Source organism: Exiguobacterium sp. s138, from assembly GCF_018618775.1.
Lineage (GTDB): Bacteria > Bacillota > Bacilli > Exiguobacteriales > Exiguobacteriaceae > Exiguobacterium_A > Exiguobacterium_A artemiae.
The window spans coordinates 1-25589 of the sequence record NZ_JACSMW010000007.1; the positions used below are offsets into that span (position 1 = coordinate 1).

Below are 25589 nucleotides of genomic sequence, written 5' to 3' on the forward strand. Positions count from 1 at the left end.
CGTTCCCATGCCGAACACGGAAGTTAAGCACTTGAACGCCGAAAGTAGTTGGGGGCTTCCCCCTGTGAGGATAGGACGTTGCCAGGCAATTTATTTTTATTTATTCCGCAATAGCTCAGTGGTAGAGCAACCGGCTGTTAACCGGTAGGTCGTAGGTTCAAATCCTACTTGCGGAGCCAATGGCCCGTTGGTCAAGCGGTTAAGACACCGCCCTTTCACGGCGGTATCACGGGTTCGATTCCCGTACGGGTCACCATTTTTATTTTTTGCCGGTGTAGCTCAGCTGGTAGAGCAACTGACTTGTAATCAGTAGGTCGCGGGTTCGACTCCTGTTGCCGGCACTGTTTTTTTCAATTGTATAGTTCCTAGACAAACTGGGGGGGTAGCGAAGTGGCTAAACGCGGCGGACTGTAAATCCGCTCCCTCGGGTTCGGCGGTTCGAATCCGCCCCCCCCCACCATGTCGAGCCATTAGCTCAGTTGGTAGAGCATCTGACTTTTAATCAGAGGGTCGCAGGTTCGAATCCTGCATGGCTCATATTTTGCGGAAGTAGTTCAGTGGTAGAATACGACCTTGCCAAGGTCGGGGTCGCGGGTTCGAATCCCGTCTTCCGCTTTTTTTTATATCTGGGGCCTTAGCTCAGCTGGGAGAGCGCCTGCCTTGCACGCAGGAGGTCAGCGGTTCGATCCCGCTAGGCTCCACCAAATTTTGCTTAAAGATCTTAAGCGAGTTTCGTTCGTCTTAAGTTTTTTTATACTTGAAATGCCTGGAATTAATGTACGTACGCGAAAGCACTGTGAGTAACTCTCACAGTGCTTTTTTGTCGTCAAATTCTGTATAATCATGCGTCATCGTGTCGAGTTGAACCACCTTCTTGTTACCGCTTACAATTAAGGTAACTTACTGAGTAAAGGGGAACAGGTCGATGAACATTGCATATATCAGCGTACCGTATCGTTATGGTCAAGGAAAACCGGGGACAGAGCAAGGACCGGCTGCCGTTGAACAGGCAGGATTACTCGAAACACTGGCAGCAAACGGACAGGAAGCAGTTCGCTACGGGGAAGCGGCTGTTTTGTCTGAAGATGCTGTTCGTGAAGAAGATCCGCAATTAAAACGGCTCGAAGGTGTTGTCCACACGACAAACGATTTACACTTACTTGTGCGTGAGGCGCTGACAGAGCAACGTTTTCCGTTACTCGTCGGAGGTGACCACAGCATGGCGATCGGAACGATTGCCGGTCTGCGGCAAGTCGTTCCGCGTCTTGGAGTCATCTGGTTTGATGCACACGGCGATTTGAATACGCCTCAAACATCACCGTCCGGCAACATTCACGGAATGCCGCTTGCTGTCGCGTTAGGGGAAGGGCATCAGCGGTTAACGGAAATCGGCGGCAGTGAGGTCAAACTGCAACCGGAACACCTCGTCTTCATCGGTTTACGTGATGTCGATGCAGGAGAACAGGAACTGATTGATCGTCTCGGGATCCGCGTTTATGATATGGAAGCGATTCGGACACGCGGGATGGATGCCATCATGGAGGAGGCTGTTGCCTATCTCAAAGAGACGACAGATGCGTTTTATCTCAGTTTTGATATGGATGGACTGGATCCGAGCCTGGTCGAAGGAACCGGGACACGTGTTGCGGACGGAATTATGCTTGATGATGCAAAGACCGTCTTACGTCATTGTGCCGAGCAGGATGAGTTTATCGCCGCCGAATTCGTAGAAGTGAATCCATTACTCGAAGAAGGAAACGGAACAGCGATTCTTGCAAATGAGTTGATTGGAAACTTGCTCCAGTATATGCAGACCCATCGTTTAGTAAAATAATGGATAGAACTTGAACTCTTTTCGTCAGGGTTCAAGTTTTTTTTGTTACAATTCAAATTGAGATGAAACATTTGTTGGTCGACTCCGTATAAGAGATTGACCGCATAGAGCGGGGGGTATTCAAAGTGGAAGAAACGACACTACGCTTGATTGAGCGGGTGAAGCAGGGAGACCGCGATGCATTCGCGGCACTTGTTGATCTATATAAAGAAGGTGCCTTTTTAGTCGCCTTCCGTGTTTTACGGGATCGAATGGAAGCAGAGGATGCCACGCAAGAAGCGTTTATCCGCGTCTTCACGAAAATTGAATCGTATAATGCCCAGTGGAAGTTCCGGACATGGTTGTATCGGATCGTGACGAATGTTTCGATTGACCGGCTCCGCAAAAAACGTCCGGATTATTCCCTTGATGCCGAGATGTCGGGAACTGAAGGACTCACGTTGTATTCCCAGCTTGAAAGTAAGGATCAGTTGCCGGAAGATCAAGTCATTGATTCGGAACAACGACAAGATGTAGGGGAAGCCATCGCCGGCCTGCCGGAAAAATACCGGATTCCGCTTGTCTTGAAATATATTGAAGATCTTTCGCTCAAGGAAATCAGTGAGATGATCGATTTACCCGTCGCTACAGTTAAAACGAGAATTCATCGGGGACGCGAAGCGCTGAAAAAGCATTTCGGCAAACGATGAGATGAGAAGGAGGCACTCACCATGACACGAGAAAAAGTGTATGAACGGATACAGGATTATTTAGATCAAAACCAACCTCCAGAAGACTTCAAACGACTTGAAGCGGAGTTACGGGAAGCGAATGCGATGGACGAGTTCGAAGAGTATCGGCTCCTCGATGCAGAGTTACGCGCGCTTTCAGCACCCAAGCTTTCGGCGGATTTTACATCCCGCGTGCTGGCACAACTGCCCGAACAGGTGGACCAACCGAATGTGACTCCGCTCAGGAAGACATCCCGTTTCGGCGGGAAGATGAAGCAGTATCCGTTTCTTGCGGCAGCCTCGATTTTCATGTTGTTGTCGGTCGGTAGTCTCGGCGGCTACCTGACACAGGAAGAACATGATTTATCGTATACGAATGTACCGGGAATCGTCGCAGAGAACGGCGAAGTTGTCGTACCGGAAGGCGTCACCGTCAACCAGGACCTCTATGTCGAAGGCGGCAATGTCCGGATCGAAGGCAAGGTCAACGGAGACGTGATGACCGTCGACGGCAAAGCATATACCGCCAGTGCCGGCAACGTCACAGGAGAAATCAAACAAATCGATCAACTCTTTGAGCGGGTCTGGTACGGAATTAAACGAATCTTTGAATGAGTCAAGTGGGACGAGTCTAACTCGTCCCTTTGTGCTATAATGAAAGCTGTTTAAATCAGATGAGATAGGGGGCACGGTTGGTGAATTACTTCAACTGGCAACCACTTCAATTTCAATTGTTGAAACTGGGAGAAAACGTACATTGGTACGATTATATTAATGATGTGATTGATATCGCGGTCGTGACATTCGTCATTTACCGTCTGATGATCATTGTCAAAGGTACAAAAGCCGTCCAATTGATCAAAGGGATTTCCGTCATTTTGATCAGCTGGTTCTTAAGCGGATTCTTCGGACTGAAGACCTTACAATTTCTGTTGAATCAAATTATTACGTATGGCTTGTTAGGGATTATCATCATCTTCCAGCCAGAGTTACGCCGGGGACTCGAACACCTCGGTCGAACGAGTAAATTCTTTTCACGGAGTGCCATCAGTGATGAGGATGAACAAGTCCGAATCGTCGATGCGCTCGTCACATCGGCTCAATACATGTCGAAACGCCGGATCGGGGCACTTGTGACGATTGAGCGGGAGACGGGGCTCAGTGAATATGTCGAGACGGGCATTCCGCTTGGATCACAAATTACGAGTCAGTTATTGATCAATCTCTTTATTCCGAATACACCGCTTCATGACGGCGCCGTCATCGTCCAACAAGGGAAACTGGCAGCGGCGGCTTGTTACTTACCGTTATCCGAGAGTGCACATATCTCAAAGGATCTCGGGACACGTCACCGGGCAGCCATCGGTGTCAGTGAAGTGACGGACAGTGTCACACTGGTCGTATCGGAAGAAACGGGTGGCGTCTCACTTGCCATCAACGGACGGCTTTACCGGGAACTCGATGAAGAATCGCTCCGGACGAAGCTGCTTGAAACAATCGTCAAAGTCGAACCGACGAATACTTCCTTCTTGAATTGGATGGGGGCGAAAAAATAATGTTCGAAAAATGGTTCAATGAACGCTGGTTCCTCCGCATCGTGGCTGTTTTGCTCGCCATCATGCTCTATCTGATGGTCGCAGGATCAAATACGACCGGGAAAAGTGATGCGGCCAGTCTGTTACCAATCGCCGGTCAAGGCTCAACGAAGTTTGACGTACCGGTGACAGTCAATTATGATGAAACGCAGTGGGTCGCCTATAATATTCCAAAAACGATTGAAACGACGGTCAAAGGTCCGTCGAGCAGTTTGACGATGCTTCGGCTCGTCAAAGATTTTGGATTGTCGATTGACTTGACCGGTCTTGATCCTGGCTATCATCGTGTCCGCTTGACGGCGAATGGATTTGGCAAAGATGTCGAAGTGACACCAAAACAGGAAACGATTGAAGTGTTCCTCGATAAAAAGGTCACAAAAGAAGTTCCGGTTCAAGTAGCGTTGCTGAACAAAAATAAAATCGCAGAAGGATATGTCGTCGGTGAAGCCCAGCCGACCCGTCAAACGGTCTCTGTGACCGGCGGGGCGGAAAAACTGCAGGCCATCACGGCAATTCAAGTTCCAATCGATGTCACGGGCCGTGCGGAGACCTTTACGGAGTCCTTCAACGTCAAAGCAACGGATGCGAACGGAAATGCGATCAGTGCCACATATGATCCGGAACAGCTGGAAGTGACGGTTCCGGTCTATAAGGAAAGCAAAACGGTTCCGATTAATGTCGAAACAAAAGATGCAGTCAAGAAAGGGTATAAAGTCGTCAAGATTGTTCCGGTCACGACGGAAGCCCGCTTATATGGAACAAAAGAAGAGCTGTCACGGATCGGCTCCGTGTCGACGGAAGCGGTCTCCTTAAAAGGATTGACGAAAACTGTTGATCGTACGGTCAAACTGATTGAACCGGACAACGTAACCGCAATGGAACCGACTTCGGTTACGGTCAGCATCGTCGTCGAGAAGGAAAATGCGAAAGCGACGACGGAAACCGTCGAGGACCGGGCCGAGAAAACAATTTCCGGTGTCACGGTGACGTTGAACGGATTTGATGAGTCGAAGTATACGATCGATTACGAACAGACGATTGATCTCGTCGTCCGTGGAAGTGAAGCGGATCTTGCATCGATTGATGCGACAGATATTAAAGCCGTCATTGACGTGACCGGCTTAAAAGAAGGTACACACGGCTTGCCGATTTCGTATCAGACGTCAAAAGCGTTTGACGTACTTCGTCCGGATAATATGGATATCACGCTTAAAGCGGTTCCCCGGACATCGGTCCAAGCCAATTAAATCAACTTTGTGAAATGAGGAAATAGAACATGGGTAAGTATTTTGGAACTGACGGCGTCCGCGGCGTCGCAAACGTAGAATTGACACCTGAACTGGCATATCGTCTCGGTCGGACCGGCGGGTATGTCTTAACGAAACACGAAAGCACACGTCCGAAAGTCTTGATCGGCCGCGATACACGTGTCTCTGGACAAATGCTCGAGAACGCCCTGATTGCTGGACTCCTGTCAATCGGTGCAGAAGTCATGCGTCTTGGTGTCATCTCGACACCGGGTGTCGCGTACTTGACGAAAACGATGGATGCGACAGCGGGCGTCATGATTTCCGCGTCACATAATCCGGTCGAAGACAACGGAATCAAATTCTTCGGATCAGACGGCTTTAAGCTCGATGATGCAACAGAACTTGAAATCGAAGGCTTGCTTGACGAAGCGGAAGATACGTTGCCGCGTCCGTCCGGTAAAGAGCTTGGATTCGTCCACGATTACTATGAAGGCGCACAAAAGTACCTTCACATGTTACGTCAGACATCAGATGAAGACTTCTCGGGCATCCATGTCGCCATCGACGGCGCACACGGTGCAACATCAAGCCTCGCACCACGCCTGTTCGGCGATCTCGAAGCGGAAGTCTCGACAATCGGAACGACACCAAACGGTTTGAACATCAACGAAGGTGTCGGCTCGACGCATCCTGAACATTTAGCTGACTTCGTCCTTGAAAAAGGCGCAGACGTCGGTCTGTCATTTGACGGCGACGGCGACCGCTTGATCGCGATTGACGAGAACGGTAAAATTGTCGACGGCGATAAAATCATGTTCATCTGCGGGAAATACCTCAACGAGATCGGCCGCTTAAAAGACAACACGATCGTCGCGACCGTCATGAGTAACCTCGGTTTCCACAAGACGGTTGAAGAACACGGTATGACGGCTTTACAGACAGCAGTCGGTGACCGGTATGTCGTGGAAGAAATGCGTAAAAACAACTATACACTCGGCGGCGAACAGTCGGGTCATATCATCTTCATGGATTACTCCACAACAGGAGACGGCATGCTGTCAGGCGTCCAGCTTTTACAAATCATGAAGGCGACAGGCAAGAAATTGTCGGAACTTGCAGCAGAAATGCCGGTCTTCCCGCAACGTCTCGTCAATATCCGTGTCTCGGATAAAAACGGTGCAATGAACGGTCCGGCGGTTCAAGCCATCATTGCAGAAGTCGAAGCGGAAATGGCCGGCAACGGTCGGATTCTCGTTCGGGCATCGGGTACAGAGCCGCTAGTACGCGTCATGGCGGAAGCGCCGACGCAAGAAGCATGCGACATGTATGTCGAGCGGATTGCAAACGTCGTCCGTGAAAACTACGCGTTACAGGAAAACTGAGTGAACGGAAGGAGCGGATGAAAATCTGCTCCTTTTTTTATTGGGACGATTTTCACGTAGAAAGTGCCGAAGTAATTTTTTCACGCGCTTTTCTCAGACGGAACACAAGCGGGCTGTCGTCTTTGACAACCGGGTCTTGCCTGTTCCTGACGGAAGCAGAGCTTCCTTTCCCTGTAGAGGTCACGTGATACAGCACTTCTGTTGTGACAGAATCATCGACAACCCAATAAGCAAAGTAAAAAAACGAACGTTTTTTACAGAATCTAGGTATTAGAGGTATCGTTTAGAAAAATATCGGGAATAGTTACAAATACGTTACCTTTCTTGCTTTTTCTAAATAAAGTTCGTATGATTGTAAAGTCGGACAGAAACGGGGTCAGACAGAAATGAAAGCGCCAGGGCTGACTATGTGATAGGCAGCTGACGAGGTGGAGGTTTATCGAATCATTCGGCGGATGCCTCCCGGTACCATGTCAGTACCGAAAACACATCTGAAATCGTTTAAGTGATTAGACGGACAAACAGATGCGTCATGACAACTCTCGGCAAGAGCCGTTTCCTCTTCAGGGAAATACTTGTAAATGGGAGAGAAAAACATTATGTGCGGTATCGTAGGTATGATCGGACAGGTTAACACAAAGGAAATTTTATTAAAGGGACTCGAAAAGCTCGAGTACCGCGGTTATGATTCGGCTGGTCTTGCGTTCGTCAACGACGGCGTTCAAGTCCATAAAGAAGTCGGCCGGATTGCTGCGCTACGCGAAGTCGTTCCTGCAGAAGCAGACGGTCTTGTTGGAATTGGTCACACACGCTGGGCGACACACGGTGTCCCAAGTGTACCGAATGCCCACCCGCATCAAAGTGCTTCATCACGTTTCACACTCGTGCATAACGGTGTCATCGAAAACGATGAGCAGTTAAAAGCAGAACTCAATGTTGATTTACTCAGCGACACAGATACAGAAGTCATCGTTCAGACGATTGAAAAGAACTTTGCTGAAACAAATGACGTCGTCGAAGCATTCCGTCAAACACTTCGTGTGCTTCACGGTTCATACGCACTCGCGTTGATCGATGCTGAAAACCCGGACGTCTTGTACGTCGCTAAAAACAAATCACCGCTTCTCGTTGGTCTCGGTGACGGTACGTTTAACGTTGTCGCATCTGACGCAATGGCGATGCTTCAAGTCACGGATCAGTTCGTTGAGTTGCATGACGGCGAAATGATCATCTTGACGCGTGACAGTGTCACAATCCAGGACTTAGACGGAAACGTCAAAGAGCGTGAGGCGTATACAGCAGAAATCGATGCATCAGACATCGAAAAAGGCACGTACGCGCACTACATGCTCAAAGAAATGGATGAGCAGCCGGCTGTTATCCGTAATATCGTTCAAAAATACCAAAACGAGTCAGGCGAAATCACACTCGATCAATCGGTCCGTGATTTAGTCCTCGGACGTGACCGTGTCTACATCATCGGTTGCGGAACAAGCTACCATGCAGGATTGATCGGAAAACAATTGATCGAACAAATCGCGGGTATCCCGACAGAAGTTCACATCTCGTCTGAATTCGGCTACAACATGCCGCTTTTGACTGAGAAACCACTCTTCCTCTTCCTTTCACAATCAGGTGAAACAGCGGACAGCCGTGCGGTTCTCGTCGAAGCGAAAAAACTTGGTCACCCGGCACTGACAATCACGAACGTTGCAGGATCTACTCTGTCACGTGAAGCGAACGCAACACTCTTGTTGCATGCGGGTCCTGAAATCGCCGTGGCGTCAACAAAAGCGTATACAGCACAAATCGCTGTTCTCGCAGTTCTTGCGTTTGACCTCGCTCAAGCAAAAGGTGTCGACGTGAACTTCGATCTCATGAAAGAACTTGGAAAAATCTCAAGCGCAATGGAATCCGTCATGTCACAAAAAGAACGGTTCCAGGAAATCGCTTCAGAATACTTGTCTGAATCACGCAATGCCTTCTTCATCGGTCGTGGTCAAGATGCGTATGTGGGAATGGAAGGGGCTCTCAAGCTCAAAGAAATTTCGTACATCCAAGCAGAAGGTTACGCCGGCGGCGAATTGAAACACGGTCCAATCGCTTTGATCGAAGACAACACACCGGTCATCGCCCTCGTGACACAACCACACGTTCACCTCAACAACCGAGGTAACGTCAAGGAAGTCGTCGCACGTGGCGCGAACGCGTGTGTCATCGCAGCAGAAGGTCTCGAATTGCCGACGGATGCATTCGTCATCCCAGCAGTCGAGCCGCTCTTGTCACCACTCTTGTCTGTCTTACCGCTTCAGTTGATCTCGTACTACGCGGCACTTGGCCGTGATTGCGACGTCGACAAGCCACGTAACTTGGCGAAGTCAGTAACAGTTGAGTAAAAACAGTTCATCCGCGTGAAAAAATCAAAATAATTTTCAAAGACCCTTTGGACGATTTTCGTCCAAAGGGTCTTTTTAGCATAAAATTAAAATCTATCTAATCACGAGAATAGAATGCCTCTCATCAGATAGGCTTATTTTAATCGATGAATCGTATGAATATCGCCGGTCTCATCAAAATCTACGCTCAAATCCACGGGTTCGGGAATCGAGTCGTAATCCTGTCCTTTCAGTTGAATGATGTGATCGGTAATGATTGATTTACTAGAGCGTATTTTTTCCTGATGATAGGTTAGCTGTTTATCGATATCTTCTTTTTTGCTGGTAATTGTTTTATTTCTTCTGAAGGTCGCATCAAGACTAATATGTTTATCGTTTAGTATTTTTTCGAATTTGTGATGGTACTCGGTAATTTGCTGATGATATTTTTCGATATCTGATAACCTCGTTGCATTTGTTTGTGAATCCTGATTCCAATCATTCATGATTTTTAAGCAAATCGACATGACTTCTAAATTTCCGTATCCAATCAATATAGTCTGTTCAAATGATGCGGCGAGTTCTTTTATCTCATCAACCGTTTTATCCAATTTGAATGTTGTTTTTTCTTCAATGTCGTTAGCACTTCTGATTAAAAAATCCAACTCCGGTAAAATTGATTCTAGCTCTTGATAAGAAATGACTGCCATATCTTCTAATTTTACCGAATATCGTTCTTCTTCATCAGGGATACTTGGCAGAATCGAAAGCAGATATTTGATATGGCCTTTGATGATGCCGGCTTTATCATTTTTGGATTGACGAATTAATATATCGATCTTTCGATTCAAAGATGTGAGTTGCTGATTAATCCGGTCCAAATGTTCTTGAGCAGTGACCATGGTCGCGACTCCAAGAGCTAAATTCGCCAGTTGAGCGGGGTTGATTTTTTTAATATCTTGAATTTCGAACTTTGCGTGATGTCTGATTTTATGTTGATGATCAACGGCAAGTGCTCTAAATTGATCCACTGATCCCTTGGCCTTCATAATTCGTAATTCACGGGATGCTAGCTTGGCAAGAGCTTCTTCACTGAATTTGATGATGACTCTCTGTTCTTTTTGGATGAGATTTTTAGCATGTGGCGAAAGTTTAATAATATTACCGACCTGATCTTTTAGACGTTGTGTGACAGTTAATGATTCGGAATGGCGATACGATGTCATATCAGTTAAGGAATATGATTCAATTTCCCAGGGTAGTTCATCGGCATGAAGTTCCGGAACGTCTGTTTTTGCAGGAATCGGTGGAAGCACCGAATCCGTTACAGCATCATGACGACTGAATTTACGGAAAAGTAAATAACTAAAGAGAAGTAAAATGATAATTACAGCTATGATTCCTAAAGCGTTGTCCATGCTAAGCCGCCTCTCATCAATAGTTTGAATGTAACCTGTAAATATATAGTAACTCATTCTGTCGTTAAAATGATAAGTTGATAAAAGACAGAAACGATGTATGGAGGAGGAAACAATACGTGAACAGAAAATGGAGCTGGGCAGCCGCGTTTCCGCAATCTTGTACGGATGATGTTCGAGTCGTGGCACGCCTTTTACCGCGCCGGCTCTTTGGAACAGTGACCTGGGAAACGATTGAGGTCACGTTTTACGGAGAACCGTTGATTCTCCCGTACCGCCTGTACTTAAATGAAGTAAAGGAAGAAAAAATTCAAACTCTGACGGATCGCCAACGGTGGATATTGTACTGCATGTACACCCGTCATCATGATGGATATATCCGCGAAAAATATGTCCGCCGGCTGGAACAGGAACAGGCAAAAACAGATTGGGTACTGCTGTATTTAATTGAACTGACCGGAGAATATGTTCGCGAGATTCTCGAACGCATCGAACCGGTGCTGCAGATCTGGCCCGAAGAACAGCTGAGAACTTTTGCCGCAGCAAACAAGCGTTATCTGCAACGGATTGAACGACGCATCATCAGCTATTGGGACTTACATCAACGGACCGCTTACCCCGTGTTATGGAATTCCGATTATGTCGGCTTTCGGATTGCCCAGTATTATCGTTCATCCCGTGCTCATTCTTGAAACAAACGGCCGGGTTACGGTAGGCTGAACACGTAGTTCAGATCAGAAGGGGGATAACCAGATGAGAATTTTAGTAGTCGGAGCGAGCGGGACAATCGGACAAGCCGTCGTCGCACAATTAGGGGAGCGGCATGAAATCATCCAGGCCGCGCGGACGGGTGTGGATGTCCAGGTCGACATCACGTCGGAAGACAGTATCCGTTCGATGTATGAAACGGTCGGTCCGGTCGATGCCGTCATCAGTGCAACCGGCGGGGCGCATTTCGGACCATTGACGGATTTGACACCGGCGTTGAATCAGATCGGAATCGACAGCAAACTGAAAGGGCAGGTTAATCTGGTGTTGCTTGGACTGGAAGCTGTCCGCGACGGAGGCAGTTTCACATTGACGACCGGCATCATGATGGACGATCCGATTCGGCAAGGCGCGTCGGCGGCCCTTGCAAACGGCGGGGTTAAAGCGTTCGTCCATGCAGCAGCGATTGAAATGCCGCGGGGAATCCGGATCAACAGTGTCAGTCCGAATGTTCTGATTGAGTCGCTCGACAAGTACGGACCGTTTTTCCGAGGGTTCGAAGCCGTTCCGGCATCGCGCGTCGCAACAGCGTTCGAGAAAAGTGTCGAAGGGGCACAGACCGGACAAAATTATGAAGTTTATTGAATGAAATAAGACCGTCCACTTGATTCAAGTGGACGGTCTTATTGTTCAGCTCATCAAAGATTGTAAGTAAAAGACGTTTAACAGAACCAGCGAAATCAGGAAGCAAATCAGCAGATTTTTCAAAAAAACAGGTCGTGTCATTTCGCGGTTCATGATCATCTTGTCGAGAAACAGATTTACAGCCAAGACGATGATGAACGTTACAAAAAAGAGCGAGACTAATTCCATACATAACATCCTTTCCGTCGCCTTATTCAACGCATCCGGCAGACCAAAAGTTTCATTAAGACTTGAAATTGCTGATGAAAAACAGGATTTTCCGACCGGAAAGGGAAAAGAGGGAAGTAAAGAACTTAAAAGGAGGGATAGGCAAATGCGACAAGCAGTGCTAGTCATTGATTTTCAACAGGATCTCGTCGAAGGGACGGCGGAAGAGGCCGGCGTCCACGCGAAGGAAGACGTGATTCAAGTAATCAATCAGGTCGTACAGGAAGCAGACACTCAGAATCATGTCATCATCTTCATCCGGGATCTCGATGTCGCGAACGGACAAGGGGAAGGGTTTGCGGTGCATTCGTCGATTCAGATTCCGGAGAAGTCGGTCACGTTTGATAAAGCGGCCACGAACTCGTTCCATGGAACACCGTTGCTGGACTATTTAAAGCAGCACCGGGTCGAACATGTCGTCATCCTCGGGTGTAAGACGGAACACTGTATCGATACGGCAGTCCGCAGTGCGACCGTCAACGGGTTTGACGTGACGCTCGTCGCTGACGGACATACGACGAACGGTTCCGACGTCTTATCGGCGGAACAAATGATTGCCCATCATAATCAGGTCTTGCACGGACACTACAATGTCGAACACTTTGCGATGGTCCGTCCTTCGACGGAAAAGTTATTTGAACCGATTCATCATCAGTATAGATAAAAGGGGTGACTGCATGATTGAACTGCGAAAGATGGACGAAGCGGATTATCCGGCTTACGAAACGCTTGTCACGGATGAGCGGGTCATGCGCTACATTACAGAACACCCTTTAACGAAAGCAGAGGCGAAGCGGCGGTTTGCGTCAATCATGGAACAGCAACGGCATGACCGTCTTGGATCATATCTCGTCTATCAGGACGGGACGTGGATCGGGATCGGTCATATCACACGCGATACACGGCAACCGTTTGAAGCGGAACTCGGCTATATGCTATTGCCGGAACAGTGTGGGCACGGGTATGCGTCCTCACTCGCTTCCCGCCTGCTAGAACTGGCGAAGGAACATGAATTGACAGTCGTCACGGCAACGATTGATCCGAATCATACGGCGTCGAAAAAGATTTTGACGAAGCTTGGATTCCGTTCGACGTATCTCGGACCGATTGACGGATTACCCGGTGAAATCCTCGAAAAACGATTGGGGGAACCCTCATGACCCGTGAAGAATGGATTCAAGCGTTTGGTCTCGATGTCGCAGAGATTTTTCCCGTGACCGATTCGTACAGTTCAGATGTCGACCGGTTGGTACTGCGCGACGGACGGACCGTCTTTTTAAAGCGTCCCTATACGGCAGACAAATGGTACCGGGAACACGGCTGGTTAACGTATTTGGACAGTCGTGTCGCCGTGCCGAAAATTCTCATGGCGGCGCGACCAACCAAACAGACGACGGGTGCGTTTGTGCTCGAAGCACTTGCCGGTTCGACGATTGAGAAAGTGACACCAGAATTGGTCTCGCAAATCGGCCAACTTCACGCAACACTCCATACGTGTACGGGTGAGAGGTACGGCGATTTTGAGGAGAACGGCTTTACCGCCTTTACCTCACAGGACTGGCGTGTCTTCCGGAATGCAAAAATGACGTCGTTCGAACCGACGATTCGCCAGGCGCTGTCACCGGATCTGTATCAGGCAGCCTTTACAGAATTGAAGCGGCGTGAACGTGAATTGCCGGAGCCGTCCCGCCCTGTCGCGGTCCATCTTGATTTCCGGCTCGGCAACTTGCTCGCAGACGGGGGAAACCTCACTGGATTGATTGACTTTGAGACCTCACGTTTCGGAGCGACGGAAATTGATTTTACGAAACTTGACCGGGATGTGTTCGAAGGCGAATCCGATTTGTTTGATGCCTATCAACAGGGATACGGACAAGTAAGGGAACCGGAGCCGATTGAAGTCTACTTGCCATATTACCGTCTGTTTGAAGCGCTGACGGGAATCGGCTGGTGTGTGCAGCGCGGACTGGACCGTCATCAGCTGTTTTTCAATAAAAATCTTGCCCGTGTACTTATGGAACTAGAACGAACGAGCATATTCGAAGAACGTTAAAAGACGTCGTCTGACGTAGGAACCGCTATACTTGTAGAAATGATGCAGGTAGAGGGGGAAGTTCGGATGGAACAACAAAAACGGATTGGGATTATCGGCGGCGGACTCGCGGGCGTGTTTGCAGCCCGGCAATTGATGACGGAAGGTTATGCGGTCGAGATCATCGAAAAAAGCCAAAGTGTCGGGGGACGGATGGCAACGAGACGGATTGACGAGGGGACAGCGGATCATGGAGCCGTCTTCTTTACGGTCCGGACGGACGAGTTGGCGCAGGAAGTCGACGAGTGGCTCGAGCAATGCCTGATCCGAAAATGGTTCGGGGATGATTTTCCGCGGTATGTCGCGGTCAACGGGATGAATCAGCTCGTCCAGTCAATTGCCCGCGGGATTCCGGTTCACCTGAATGAACAGATTGAACAAATCAGATCGGATACACATGGGCTCCAGACTATGTCATTGGAACAAACACGGATGTATGATGCCATCTTGCTGACGGCACCGGTTCCACAAGCCTATGACTTGCTCGCAGCCTCACCGTTAGTGCTGGTGGAGTCCGATCACGCCCGTCTCGGGAAAGTGACGTTCGAGCCGACGTTCGTCGGATTGTTTGAACTGGAGAAATCGCCCAATCTTGGAGAAGTCGGTTTGCTCGACGACGGTCTTGTATCCGGAATGTTAAAAATCGTCAACAATGCGCAAAAAGAAGTGTCGGCGACCCCGCTTCTGAGTGTCTACATGGCCGGTGACTGGAGTGAAGTCTGGTATGACAAAGGAGAAGACGCGACGCTCGGGGAAATCGAACGGTTGTTGCAGGAACAACTCGGACCGGTCAAAGTGATTTCCAAGCAGTTGAAGCGTTGGCGGTATGCGCAGGCACGCGATGTCTTCCGTACACCTTACCTGAAGCTCGATCAGCATCCGCTCTGGCTGGCCGGTGATGCGTTCCTTGATCCGAAAGACACGTCCGGTCGGACACGGGTCGAAAGTGCCGTCATTTCCGGGTTGCGTGTTGCGTCAGCCATGGATACACACTTTAAAGCAGTCCTGACAGAACAGTGAGTGAAAAAGAGCGATTTCCGTTAGTGGAAGTCGCTCTTTTTGATGATTACGATTCAGGTGGAAAATGCTGATTACTCCAAGCCGCCATCTGATCGAGGATCGGCAGAAAACTGTGTCCGATTTCTGTTAAGGAATATTCAACTTTCGGCGGGATTTCCCGGTAGACTCTCCGGTTGATCATGCTGTCGGCCTCAAGTTCACGCAACTGTCGGGTTAAGATGCCTTTTGAAATCCCGGGCAAGAGCTGTTCGAGTTCATGAAATCGTTTTGTTCCGGTACTGAGATGCCAAAGTAAGACGATTTTCCACTTACCGGCCATGATGGTCTGGGCTCGGGTTACAGGGCACGCCGTTCGCTGGGAAAGAGGGGAGTCAGTTGTCGAAGCTGGATTCATCGGGAATTCCTCCTATAGTTCGGTTTGTATGACTTGGTATCGAAAAAGTGCCTACTTTTAACAGTGTACCACCTGTAATACAATTGGATACAGGTGGAAACTTATTAAAAAAAGGAGCTTACGTCCATGAAATTACTTGTAACCGGTGCAACCGGAAAATTAGGAACTAAAATTGTTGAGCACCTCTTAACGAAAATCGCAGCAGAAGATCTGATTGTCAGCGTCCGCGATCCGAAAAAAGCATCGGATTTAGCATCGCGCGGGGTTGAAGTGCGTCATGGTGATTTTGATGCGCCGGATACGTTACAACAAACTTTTGACGGCGTCGACCGACTCCTGATCATTTCGACCGACGGCGAAGAGGCGACACGAATCCGTCAACATACGGCAGCTGTCGAGGCAGCTAAAGCAGCGGGAGTCGGCTTGATTGCTTACACGAGTATCGCCAACGCGGAAGCCAGTCAAAACTTCTTGGCCCGCACCCATCAGGTGACGGAACAGTTGATTCGCGAGACGGGGATTCCATTCCTGTTTTTCCGCAACAACTGGTACCTAGAGAATGAACAGTCGACGATCGATGCCGTCCGTGCCGGCCAGGATTGGTTGACGAGTGCCGGGAACGGCAAAGTCGGCTGGGCATTGCAGGAAGACTATGCGGAAGCGATTGCGACGGTGCTGGTCGATCCGAAACCGGAACAGTCTATTTATGAACTGTCGGGACCTCTGCACACACAACAAGATATCGCAGAAGCACTCGGACAGGTTCTCGGGCGCCCGGTACAGGTGAAGCAAGTCGACAGCGCGACTTATACGGCAATCATGCAGAAGGCGGGAGTTCCGGAATTTTTACTGCCGATGTTACAGTCGATTCAGGAAGGCATTGCAGCCGGCACACTGGCCGTTGAGAGTCAGGACTTCGAACGGATTCTCGGTCGGTCACCGGTTTCCCTAAAGGATGGCTTACGGAAACTCGTTCAAGAATAAGTTCATCTGAACGTTTCTTTCTGAGGCGCTTTGGGTAAATATCCCTTATGTACTTAAAACGAGGGGGATTACCATGGACATAAAAAAATACCGTGTCACACCGGGTGAATCAATTCAGTTATCGGATTATCCAACGTCAGATGAAAACCGGATTGCCGAAGACGAGTTACTGGATCAGCACATTCCGAAAAGCGTCGAAGAACTAAAAGAACTGCATTGGCGTCTGCATGCGGAAGAAAAAAACGGCGTTCTTGTCATCCTGCAGGCCATCGATGCCGGCGGAAAAGATGAAGCGATCAGCTATATTTTCTCGAACCTCAATGCCCAAGGTCTGCGGACGTTGTCCGTCAAAAAACCGTCCGATACGGAGCAAAAGCATGACTATCTGTGGCGGATTCACGAAGGCTTGCCGGAAAAAGGCGAAGTCGGTATTTTAAACCGGTCGTATTATGAGGAAGTCATTGCACCACGGATTCATGATTTGCTGGAAGACGAGGAAGTGCCGGACGACCAGGATGTCTGGAAGATGCGGTACCGCCAAATCAATGACTTTGAACGGTATCTCGTCGAGAACGGTTTCCGCGTCGTGAAGTTTCTGTTTAATGTTTCAAAAGACGAGCAGAAAAAACGATTGCTTGAACGGATTAAAGATCCGAAGAAAAACTTTGAGTTTTCGTTCAGTGATGTCGAGGAACGGGAGCATTGGGACGAATACCAGGATATTTTTGCTGAACTCGTTTCGCACACATCAACGGAACATGCACCGTGGCATGTCCTGCCGGCCGATGACGAATGGTTCACCCGTTACATCGTGACGGAAGTCATGAATGACGTCTTACGTGAAATCGATCCGCAGTATCCGAAACTGACGGATGAAGATCAGGAAAAACTCGATGAAGCGATTAAAAAGCTCGAAAATGAATAACTGTGAGAACTGACTTTGCAGCCAGTTTTCGAATGAGGACAGGGGACAGATCTTAGTATCTGTCCTCTTTGTCATGTCGAAAAACAGATTCCTTGTGGAAAATCGCTGTTATAATCAAGTGGAAGAATCGATCAAGTACAGGAGGAATTAAAATGAACGACTATCCGAATTGTCCGAACTGCGGCTCAGCGTATACATATGAAGACGGGAATGTATTCGTGTGTCCGGAATGCGCCCATGAATGGACGGCGGATGACGCAGCAGCGGCAGAAGAGTCCACTGTCATCCGGGATGTAAACGGCAATGTCTTGAATGATGGGGATACGATTACGGTCATCAAAGACTTAAAAGTAAAGGGCACGTCGCTCGTCGTCAAGCAAGGGACACGTGTCAAAGGAATCCGTCTCGTCGACGGGGATCATGATATCGATTGCAAAATTGATGGACTCGGTGCAATGAAGTTGAAGTCGGAGTTTGTGAAGAAAATTTAAACCTGTACCGCCTGTCTGACGACGAGGCGGTTTTTCATGGATAAAGGGATGAGTTTCCATTCAGGACAAATGTCCTTTATCATTCAGGAAGACTCCGTTTAAATAAAGAGAGGAAAATAGGAGAGAGGAGGAACCAGTATGCGTGGTATTCTTTTTGCAATCAGCGGCGGTTTTTTTCTGACACTCCAAAGTGTCGCCAATGCCCGGATCAGTAATGGTATCGGCACTTGGCAAGCAGCGACACTGACACAGATGACCGGTTTTGTCGTTGCTTTATTAATCACGTTGATTTTGCGCGATCGGACGTTCCGGCAGATGAAGGACGTAAAGGTATTGTATCTATCCGGCGGGGCTTTGGCCGCTGCCGTCCTGTTCAGTAACATGACAGCCGTTCATTTGATGGGTGTGACGCTGACGATTTCTTTATTCCTGATTGCCCAGCTTGGCTTGGCACTGGTGATTGATTGGAATGGATGGTTCGGAATGATTAAGCGGCGGTTGCAGCTGCCGCAAGTAATCGGCATTTTAATGATGATTGGTGGCGTGCTGATCTTGAAATGGTAAGGGGGGAAAGAACGTGGAACAAGCACAACTGGATGAGTACTTGGCGCGGTTTCAGTTGACGGACGTCTTTGCCGGCGGGTTGCGGGAGCATTTACAACCGGTCGCTTTTCAAGCCGGAGACTGGTTGTGTCGTCAAGGCGACGCAGCGGACCGGATGTACTTGTTGCTCGAAGGGAAGCTGAAGATTACCCATATGTCGGCAACGGGGAAACGGCTCGTCTTATCGTTTAAACATCCGTTTGATCTGGTCGGCGATATTGAATACGTCCGCCGGACACCATTGATGAATACGGTCGAAGCGGTTACACCGGTCAAAGCGGTCAGTATTTCTTATGCGGCACTGGAACAAAACGGAGCCGATAATCCGGCACTGCTCCGCTTTTTACTCGAGACGATTACGATGAAGTTTGAGCTGAAGTCGCATTCGATGAGCTTTAATCTGCTGTATCCGGTTGAGGTCCGGCTCGCCAGTTATCTTTTATCGATGACACCGGAAACACCGACGTTACCGGTCAGCGATCTGGTTGATGCGGCGGATCTGATCGGCACGAGCTATCGTCACTTGAATCGTGTCCTGCGGCAGTTCAGTCAGGACGGCTTGATTGAGCGGACGAATCGGACGATCACGATTATCGACCGGGAGGGTTTGACGGAACGGGTCGGCGAAAGTATCTATGAGTGAGGAGGAGAAAAGATGACACTTGGAATAGTTCTGGCTTTATTCGGCGGGATGATGGTCTGTATTCAGAATACGTTTAATGCCAAGGTCAAGGAGCGGGTCGGAGCATGGGCGACAACGACGCTTGTCCTCGGACTCGGATTCCTGGCGTCGCTGACAATCGGACTGCTTGTTGAAGGCGGCGGTCTTTTTTCGACGAGTGGGATGCAACCGTGGTTTTGGTTCAGCGGCATCATCGGAGTCGGCGTCGTTTTGTGCGTAACGCAAGGGGTGCAACAGCTCGGACCAAGTTACGCAATCTCGATCGTCATGGTCTCGCAAATCCTGTTTGCCTTGCTGTGGGATACACTCGGTTGGTTCGGACTCGATCAAGTCGCGTTCACCTGGACGAAAGCTGTCGGCGTCGTCCTGATTGGCGGCGGTGTTTTATTGTTCCAACTCGGCGGCAAATTGACCGAACGACGGATGTTACGAAAAGGAGCCTGACAGATGAACTACACGACATTGTTATTTGATATCGATCATACATTACTTGATTTTGATGCGACGGAACGCGCGGCCTTGCGGCAACTGTTTGAAGACGAGCAGCTCGAATGGACAGAAGAGCGGGAAGCCCGTTACCGGACAATCAACCGCTCCTTGTGGCAGGCACTTGAACGGGGCGAGATAACACGGCAGGAAGTGATCACATCACGGTTCGTGACGTTTTTTGCCGAGCAGGGCCGGACGGTCGACGGCAGTCGAATGGATACGCGTTACCGCGCGTACTTGAGTCAAGGGACGGAATTGATTGCAGGGGCAATCGAGTTGCTCGACTCACTCAAAGGAAAGTATCAGCTGTACGTCGTAACGAACGGTGTCGCAGCGACGCAACGGGCACGGCTGACGGGATCCGGTCTGGCTCCTTATTTTGACAGAATTTTTGTCTCGGAAGAAACTGGCTATCAAAAACCGATGGCAGCCTTTTTTGACTACCTATTTGACCGGATTCCGCACGCGACGCGCGATCAGACGTTGATCATCGGCGACTCGTTGACGGCAGACATCCAGGGCGGCATCTCGGCAGGAATTGCGACATGTTGGTTTAATCCCGGTCATATCGCGGCTTCGGCAGAACTGACGCCGACCTATACGATTGAGCGACTTGATCAGCTTGTGACGCTACTCGGGACGAAAGAGGTAGATTGGACAACTTCAAAATAAAATCGAAGTAATGAGATGGACTTAATATCTTTTGGATACCATCCGATAGTAATTAAAAGATCACGAAAGGGGGCGATCATGGTGAACATGACGCAAACAAAACAGGAAACGGGGCACGACGTGTAACCCGCTTTTCTTAAAAAAACGGGGGAATGGATATGCAGATTGAATTACGACCGGTTACGCACGAGAACTGGGAAGCGTGTTGTGCGCTTGAATTAACGGTGGAACAACAGGGATTTTTAGAACCGAACGTCTACTCGATTGCCCAGGCCGGCTTTGAGCCGACGCTCGTCATGCGAGCGATTTATCGGGCAGATGAGTTAGTCGGATTTTTGATGTACAATACGGAACGGGAAGAACTGGACGGCTACTGGATTTACCGGTTGATGGTTGATCACCGCCATCAAGGGGCAGGAATCGGCCGGGAAGCAGTGCGGTTATTGCTTGCGGAAATGCAACAGCTTCCGCAAGCGGCGTGTATCGTCGTCGGTTACCATCCGGATAATCACGTGGGGCATCAGTTGTATGGACGACTCGGCTTTATCGATTACGGGGACCGGTTCGGCAAAGAGATGGCGGTCCGGTATACGCTTTAAACTAAAAGATCTTAGCCTCGCTAAGGTCTTTTTTGCTGGATTGGATATTTTTTGAAACCTTTTCATGTCTGCCGCGCTCTAATCAGTAAAAGGAGGGGACGGAATTGGACTTACGAACGGAGCACACGGAGCTTGTCCGGCGTGCCATCAAGCAGGACGAGGCAGCATTTGAACAATTGACTCTCCTACATAGTGAACAGCTCTACCGGACGGCCTACGTCTATGTTAAAAACGAGCAGGATGCGCTCGACGTCGTCCAGGAAACGGTCTACAAAGCCTTCATTTCCATTAGACAAGTCAAAGAACCCAAATACTTCGTGACCTGGCTGACGAAAATTCTGATCCGGAACTGTTACCGTGTTCTGAATCAACAGACAGCGGTAGCGGATCTCATTGAACAGGTTCCGGTGAAGGAATCTTCGCGGGAAGAACATCTGGACTTGATTGATGCGTTGTCGCACTTGCGAAAAGAATACCGGGATGTTTTAGTGCTCTTTTATTTTCACGATGTCCCGATGAAGGAGATTGCTTCTTTTATCGGCATTACCTTGAATACGGTCAAGACGTATCTCAAACGGGGCCGGGAAGAATTGAAGAAACAGTTGGGAGGACTTGATTATGTCGAAGCACGATCTTCAAAAGGAGTATAACCAGATTCCGGTACCGCAGGCCGCCTTACAGGAGCGGATTCGGCAGGGAATAAAGCAGGGGAAGCGCGAGCAACAAATCAAACGGCCGAAACGTCTGCGACGTCTGGTTGTTTCGACGGGACTGGCGGCATCACTGTTGATCACATCGACATTCGTCATCCCGTCCTTTGCGACGGCGATGGCAAAAGTTCCATTACTCGGTCAGATGTACCGACCGTTCCTTGAACAGGAAAATACCGGTACTGCGATTGGTCAAAAACAGCTCGCGACCAAAATCAATCAAGTCGCAAGTGATCAGGGAATTGAGATTCAGGTCATCGATGCGTATTACGACGGAGCAACGATTGGGATGAACCTGACAGCAACCGGGGTCCCGGATGTGAAGCCAGAAATTCGGTCAGGGCTATATGAACTGTTTAAAGGAGATCAACGTTTTGCCGGGACGGAGACGAAAGAAGTGGTTCAGTTCAAGCAGGTCAAAGGGATATGGCAAGCACGAATTGAATATACACTCGGTGAAATTAAACTGCAGGATAAAATCCAGATTCCGGTCGTGTTGACAGACGTATTCGGCGTCCATGGAAACTGGACGTTCAACGTTCCGGTCAAGCGGCTTCCTGTCACTGAACAAGTTTACGGGACAACGGTCAAAAATCCGATATACCGGACAGATATCACGTTGGATCGGTTGATTCAGGGCAAAGGCAGCACCTCGTTCGACTACACGACTCGCTCGCCGAAAAAAGAACGCGCCCGTGTTGAGCTGACGTTGCTCGATCAGTTCGGTAAGGAAATCATCCGTAACTGGACATGGTCGACTCAATCTGTCAAACGGACGAAAACGGCAACGGAAGCCGTCGAACAGTCACGGTTAATTCTCGGGAACTATGTGATTCCAAAAGGGAGCTATCTGTTGCAGCCTTCTTTGCGAATTGATTTAAAGACACAACCAATTCCGCTAACTAAGCCGTTACCATACCGCGAGCAGTCGGAAACGCATCCGCTCAAGATGGAAATCACATCGATTGAGACAACATCCGAGCAAGTCGTCGTTGAATTTTCAACGAATTCCCGCTCGTCTCAATTTGATACGAAGCTTGATATCCGTAACTCGATGTATTTACTGAAGGGAACAGAACCACCGGACGGTCGGGAAATCAAAGCAAAAGTCACGGTTCTCGATGCGGACAAACAGACGTTCCGGGCGACGTTCCAACTGCCGGAACCATCTGAACACACGCGGGAAGAATATTATCTCGAAACGGGTTACAGCAATACCCTCGTCAATACACCACTTGAATTACAACCGATTCCGTTTACGGTCGACTAACAGGAAAATCGGACCCGATGTCGAACTCCAAACGAATAGCAATTGAATAAGGAGTGGGAGAGTATGAACGTACGGGCAATGACCGCAACCGATTATCCGGAAGTCGGACGGATTTACCAACAGGGAATCGAAACCCAAAATGCGACATTTCGGACGGAAGTACCGCCGTTTGATTACTGGGATGCCCATCACCACAAGCACAGTCGGCTGGTAGCGGAAGAAGACGGAAAGTTGCTCGGATGGGTCGCAATCAGTCCGTTTTCGTCGATTCCCGCTTATCGAGGAGTCGCGGAAGTCAGTTTATACATTGACGAAAAGGTCCGCGGAAAAGGCGTCGGTACTGCATTGATGCAAGCTGTCATTGAAGCGAGTGAAGCAGCCGGCATCTGGACGCTGCATTCGCAAATCTTTCCGGAAAACACGGCCAGTCTGAAACTCCATCAACGGTTTGGTTTCCGGGAAGTCGGCCGGCGGGAACGGATCGGACAATTGGCCGGCGTCTGGCGGGATACGATTTTACTGGAGCGCAGAAGTCGGATCTAACAGCAGTTGTAAAAAGGGAAGGCGGATGTCAAATCCGTCTTCCTTTTTCGTTCATCAGTTTTGTTTTGTCAGAACGAAAGCAAAAACCTGTTCACCTTTTTTTACGGTAACGTTTTCGGGCCCCTGAATGTCATTAAACGGATTCGACGAGAGTTTTCCGTCTGCTGATAGTTGGCGGAGAAAAAGGACATTATAATCCGTGAGTGTGAACTCACTTGACGGATTTTGTGTGTTGACGGCATCCGGTTTAATCTTTAAGTCTTCATGCGCCCGGAAACTGCCTCCGTCCAAATTGGCACCGAAGCGGACGGATTTGCTTGAGGAAGATTGGACGATCCGCAACGTCGAGTCATAGGTTTTCGCGGGAATTTCCATATAAAAGAGCGTCCGTTCTTTATGATTGGGTAAGTACTCGATGCCTTTCAAAAGATATGGTTTCTTGAGTTTACCTTTCAAGTGAAAGGCCGCAATCTCCTGATCATTGATAGCAGCAAAAGCTTGTTCACCAGCTTTTAGTTTGAGCGGTGTCACCGTCACCGTTTCTTTTTGAGGTGCCAGGCAACCGCTGAGGGAGAAAGCAGTCAGTAAGCAGATCATCCAAAATTTTCTCATGGAAAAAACATCCTTTCGTGAACTACTCACCACTTATTTGCTTCGCAAATTGAAGGGGGAGCTTCTTGGGAAGACCGTACTTTTACGAGCTACGATTATTGACCAAGCTCATTGGGTGGTTCCCACCCTGAAGGGTTTTCAGTCTGCTAACAGCAACAAGTTGATACTTGCGTTGATATCTCGATCATGATGCGCACCGCAAGTACATGTCCACTCCCGCACATCCAACGTTTTCTTCTCGCCTTTCGTTCCACAAGAAGAACAGATTTGCGTCGAGGCGTACCATTGGTCCGCTTTGATCAGTGTTCGTCCGTAGAAGGTGCATTTATAGGCCAACTGCCGAACGAACTCATACCAACGGACGTCTCCGATCGATTTGGCGATCTTATGGTTCTTCATCATGTTCTTCGACTTCAGTGTCTCGACGACGATGACTTGGTTATCGTCAACCATCCGTTTCGACAGCTTATGAAGAAAATCTTGACGTTGATTTACAATCTTTTCATGCTTCTTGGCGAGGATCATCCTCGCCTTGTCTCGATTCTTACTTCCCTTTTTTTTGCGGGACAAGGCACGCTGTGCTTTCTTAATCTTCTCTTCGGACTTTCGAAGGAAACGAGGATTGGCAACTTTCTCAGAAGTCCACTCGTCGTTTGTCATGATGGCGAAGTGTTCCAGACCAAGGTCAATTCCTACTTTATTCTTAGCGGGAACCCATGGCTCTTCGGATTGATCGACAAGAATGGAGATGAAGAATTTTGAGGTCTTCGTCATCGAGACCGTAGCGGACTTGATCACACCATCGAACGAACGATGTTGCTTCAACTTCACAAAACCGATTTTAGGAAGCTTCACCTTACGATCTTCGATTCATATGCTACCCTTCAGATTATTTGTCGTGTAAGAGGCACGGACGTTGTGCTTCGATTTGAACTTCGGAAATCCAACAGACGGATCTCGAAAAAAGTTGTTATACGCTTTGTTCAAATCCATCTGAGCGTTCGACAGAGACAGGCTGTCGACTTCTTTGAGGAAAGGGAATTCGGGCTTATACTTTGCTGGGGTTGGGAGCTTCTGCTTCGCGTCAGGATTGAGCTTCGAATCTTCATACAATCGGATCCGCTCTTCGAGCATCTTATTGTAGACGAAACGGACACAACCGAACGTCTTCGCGAAATATTCTTGTTGGGGTTTCGTCGGATAGAGTCGAAACTTGTACGCCTTCAGCAACGCAATCACACCTTTCCTTTTGATTCGTTACACTGATTTTATCAAACAATCTCAGGCTTGAAAAACAGGGCGATTCATCTCCCACCTAT

General features: G+C 48.8%; 28 protein-coding genes, 7 tRNA genes, 1 rRNA gene and 1 pseudogene. 32 read left to right on the forward strand and 5 right to left on the reverse strand.

What is annotated here, in order from left to right:
• From rrf to glmS, 15 genes are all read left to right on the forward strand, one after another.
• A 5S ribosomal RNA gene (rrf, locus tag KNP91_RS13035) occupies window positions 1–87 on the forward strand; the annotation flags it as partial.
• A gap of 17 nt (window positions 88–104) precedes the next feature.
• Window positions 105–179, forward strand: a tRNA-Asn gene (locus KNP91_RS13040).
• A 2-nt stretch (window positions 180–181) separates the two neighbouring features.
• Window positions 182–256 (forward strand) — tRNA-Glu (locus KNP91_RS13045).
• A gap of 12 nt (window positions 257–268) precedes the next feature.
• Window positions 269–341 (forward strand) — tRNA-Thr (locus tag KNP91_RS13050).
• A gap of 35 nt (window positions 342–376) precedes the next feature.
• Window positions 377–460: transfer RNA gene (locus KNP91_RS13055), tRNA-Tyr, on the forward strand.
• Window positions 461–464: 4 nt separating this feature from the next.
• A tRNA-Lys gene (locus KNP91_RS13060) sits at window positions 465–537 on the forward strand.
• Between the two features lie 6 nt (window positions 538–543).
• Window positions 544–615: transfer RNA gene (locus KNP91_RS13065), tRNA-Gly, on the forward strand.
• Between the two features lie 13 nt (window positions 616–628).
• Window positions 629–704, forward strand: a tRNA-Ala gene (locus tag KNP91_RS13070).
• 221 nt (window positions 705–925) lie between these two features.
• A complete protein-coding gene (gene rocF / locus KNP91_RS13075) occupies window positions 926–1834 on the forward strand; it encodes an arginase (protein ID WP_214850418.1) in 909 nt (302 codons plus the stop codon).
• Between the two features lie 125 nt (window positions 1835–1959).
• Window positions 1960–2523, forward strand: a complete 564-nt coding sequence (gene sigW / locus KNP91_RS13080) for an RNA polymerase sigma factor SigW (protein WP_214766740.1) — start codon at window positions 1960–1962, stop codon at window positions 2521–2523.
• A gap of 21 nt (window positions 2524–2544) precedes the next feature.
• Complete coding sequence (locus tag KNP91_RS13085) at window positions 2545–3159, forward strand: anti-sigma factor (protein ID WP_214850420.1); 615 nt, start codon at window positions 2545–2547, stop codon at window positions 3157–3159.
• Window positions 3160–3239: 80 nt separating this feature from the next.
• Window positions 3240–4100 (forward strand): diadenylate cyclase CdaA, encoded by an 861-nt coding sequence (gene cdaA / locus KNP91_RS13090; protein WP_014969179.1) that lies wholly within the window; start codon window positions 3240–3242, stop codon window positions 4098–4100.
• Entirely contained in the window at window positions 4100–5386 is a 1287-nt protein-coding gene (locus tag KNP91_RS13095) for a CdaR family protein (RefSeq protein WP_214850421.1), read from the forward strand. The genes cdaA and KNP91_RS13095 overlap by 1 nt, the downstream gene beginning before the upstream one ends.
• A gap of 29 nt (window positions 5387–5415) precedes the next feature.
• Window positions 5416–6771: a phosphoglucosamine mutase gene (gene glmM, locus KNP91_RS13100; RefSeq protein ID WP_214850422.1), complete on the forward strand. Its 1356-nt coding sequence runs from the start codon at window positions 5416–5418 to the stop codon at window positions 6769–6771.
• 599 nt (window positions 6772–7370) lie between these two features.
• Window positions 7371–9167, forward strand: a complete 1797-nt coding sequence (glmS, locus tag KNP91_RS13105; protein ID WP_214850423.1) for a glutamine--fructose-6-phosphate transaminase (isomerizing) — start codon at window positions 7371–7373, stop codon at window positions 9165–9167.
• Between the two features lie 134 nt (window positions 9168–9301).
• Here the strand turns inward: glmS and KNP91_RS13110 are convergent, their stop codons facing one another.
• Window positions 9302–10564, reverse strand: a complete 1263-nt coding sequence (locus tag KNP91_RS13110) for a hypothetical protein (RefSeq protein WP_214850425.1) — start codon at window positions 10562–10564, stop codon at window positions 9302–9304.
• 119 nt (window positions 10565–10683) lie between these two features.
• Between KNP91_RS13110 and KNP91_RS13115 the strand changes: the two genes are divergently transcribed.
• On the forward strand, window positions 10684–11256 hold the full coding sequence (locus KNP91_RS13115) for a hypothetical protein (RefSeq protein ID WP_214850427.1): 573 nt from the start codon (window positions 10684–10686) through the stop codon (window positions 11254–11256).
• 61 nt (window positions 11257–11317) lie between these two features.
• Window positions 11318–11917, forward strand: a complete 600-nt coding sequence (locus KNP91_RS13120; protein WP_214850429.1) for a short chain dehydrogenase — start codon at window positions 11318–11320, stop codon at window positions 11915–11917.
• 45 nt (window positions 11918–11962) lie between these two features.
• Here KNP91_RS13120 and KNP91_RS13125 read toward each other — a convergent pair whose 3' ends face one another.
• A complete protein-coding gene (locus KNP91_RS13125; protein ID WP_214850431.1) occupies window positions 11963–12145 on the reverse strand; it encodes a hypothetical protein in 183 nt (60 codons plus the stop codon).
• A gap of 145 nt (window positions 12146–12290) precedes the next feature.
• Between KNP91_RS13125 and KNP91_RS13130 the strand changes: the two genes are divergently transcribed.
• The 4 genes from KNP91_RS13130 (at window position 12291) to KNP91_RS13145 (ending at window position 15296) form a co-directional block, all read left to right on the forward strand.
• Window positions 12291–12848 (forward strand): isochorismatase family protein, encoded by a 558-nt coding sequence (locus KNP91_RS13130; RefSeq protein WP_214850433.1) that lies wholly within the window; start codon window positions 12291–12293, stop codon window positions 12846–12848.
• Between the two features lie 13 nt (window positions 12849–12861).
• A complete protein-coding gene (locus tag KNP91_RS13135) occupies window positions 12862–13344 on the forward strand; it encodes a GNAT family N-acetyltransferase (protein WP_214766726.1) in 483 nt (160 codons plus the stop codon).
• Window positions 13341–14237, forward strand: a complete 897-nt coding sequence (locus KNP91_RS13140) for a phosphotransferase enzyme family protein (protein ID WP_214850434.1) — start codon at window positions 13341–13343, stop codon at window positions 14235–14237. Before KNP91_RS13135 ends, KNP91_RS13140 begins: the two co-directional genes overlap by 4 nt.
• Window positions 14238–14303: 66 nt before the next feature.
• Complete coding sequence (locus KNP91_RS13145) at window positions 14304–15296, forward strand: NAD(P)/FAD-dependent oxidoreductase (RefSeq protein WP_214850437.1); 993 nt, start codon at window positions 14304–14306, stop codon at window positions 15294–15296.
• A 46-nt stretch (window positions 15297–15342) separates the two neighbouring features.
• On the opposite strand, the gene KNP91_RS13150 is transcribed toward KNP91_RS13145, so the two are convergent.
• The gene (locus tag KNP91_RS13150) at window positions 15343–15690 is read right to left on the reverse strand and encodes a winged helix-turn-helix transcriptional regulator (protein ID WP_012369067.1); all 348 of its coding nucleotides are present in this window, start codon (window positions 15688–15690) and stop codon (window positions 15343–15345) included.
• A 126-nt stretch (window positions 15691–15816) separates the two neighbouring features.
• Here KNP91_RS13150 and KNP91_RS13155 point away from each other — a divergent pair, with 126 nt between their 5' ends.
• From KNP91_RS13155 to KNP91_RS13205, 11 genes are all read left to right on the forward strand, one after another.
• Window positions 15817–16674, forward strand: a complete 858-nt coding sequence (locus KNP91_RS13155; protein WP_214850440.1) for an SDR family oxidoreductase — start codon at window positions 15817–15819, stop codon at window positions 16672–16674.
• Window positions 16675–16747: 73 nt separating this feature from the next.
• Window positions 16748–17599, forward strand: coding sequence for a PPK2 family polyphosphate kinase (locus KNP91_RS13160; RefSeq protein WP_214766716.1), 852 nt, complete (start codon window positions 16748–16750; stop codon window positions 17597–17599).
• A 152-nt stretch (window positions 17600–17751) separates the two neighbouring features.
• The gene (locus KNP91_RS13165; protein WP_214766714.1) at window positions 17752–18090 is read left to right on the forward strand and encodes a zinc ribbon domain-containing protein YjdM; all 339 of its coding nucleotides are present in this window, start codon (window positions 17752–17754) and stop codon (window positions 18088–18090) included.
• A 138-nt stretch (window positions 18091–18228) separates the two neighbouring features.
• Window positions 18229–18654 (forward strand): DMT family transporter, encoded by a 426-nt coding sequence (locus KNP91_RS13170; RefSeq protein WP_012369071.1) that lies wholly within the window; start codon window positions 18229–18231, stop codon window positions 18652–18654.
• A gap of 13 nt (window positions 18655–18667) precedes the next feature.
• Window positions 18668–19336, forward strand: coding sequence for a Crp/Fnr family transcriptional regulator (locus tag KNP91_RS13175; RefSeq protein WP_214850443.1), 669 nt, complete (start codon window positions 18668–18670; stop codon window positions 19334–19336).
• A 12-nt stretch (window positions 19337–19348) separates the two neighbouring features.
• Window positions 19349–19819 (forward strand): DMT family transporter, encoded by a 471-nt coding sequence (locus KNP91_RS13180; protein WP_028107220.1) that lies wholly within the window; start codon window positions 19349–19351, stop codon window positions 19817–19819.
• 3 nt (window positions 19820–19822) lie between these two features.
• On the forward strand, window positions 19823–20536 hold the full coding sequence (locus KNP91_RS13185; protein ID WP_214850446.1) for a YjjG family noncanonical pyrimidine nucleotidase: 714 nt from the start codon (window positions 19823–19825) through the stop codon (window positions 20534–20536).
• A gap of 158 nt (window positions 20537–20694) precedes the next feature.
• The gene (locus KNP91_RS13190; RefSeq protein ID WP_214850448.1) at window positions 20695–21135 is read left to right on the forward strand and encodes a GNAT family N-acetyltransferase; all 441 of its coding nucleotides are present in this window, start codon (window positions 20695–20697) and stop codon (window positions 21133–21135) included.
• Window positions 21136–21239: 104 nt separating this feature from the next.
• Complete coding sequence (locus KNP91_RS13195) at window positions 21240–21785, forward strand: sigma-70 family RNA polymerase sigma factor (protein ID WP_214850450.1); 546 nt, start codon at window positions 21240–21242, stop codon at window positions 21783–21785.
• The gene (locus KNP91_RS13200; protein ID WP_214850452.1) at window positions 21754–23115 is read left to right on the forward strand and encodes a DUF4179 domain-containing protein; all 1362 of its coding nucleotides are present in this window, start codon (window positions 21754–21756) and stop codon (window positions 23113–23115) included. The genes KNP91_RS13195 and KNP91_RS13200 overlap by 32 nt, the downstream gene beginning before the upstream one ends.
• Before the next feature lie 63 nt (window positions 23116–23178).
• The gene (locus KNP91_RS13205) at window positions 23179–23658 is read left to right on the forward strand and encodes a GNAT family N-acetyltransferase (protein ID WP_214850454.1); all 480 of its coding nucleotides are present in this window, start codon (window positions 23179–23181) and stop codon (window positions 23656–23658) included.
• Window positions 23659–23712: 54 nt separating this feature from the next.
• Here the strand turns inward: KNP91_RS13205 and KNP91_RS13210 are convergent, their stop codons facing one another.
• Together KNP91_RS13210 and tnpB are read right to left on the reverse strand one after the other, a co-directional pair.
• Entirely contained in the window at window positions 23713–24270 is a 558-nt protein-coding gene (locus KNP91_RS13210; RefSeq protein ID WP_012369079.1) for a hypothetical protein, read from the reverse strand.
• Between the two features lie 138 nt (window positions 24271–24408).
• Window positions 24409–25500 (reverse strand): annotated as a pseudogene (gene tnpB / locus KNP91_RS13215) (IS200/IS605 family element RNA-guided endonuclease TnpB).
• Window positions 25501–25589: the final 89 nt, after the last annotated feature.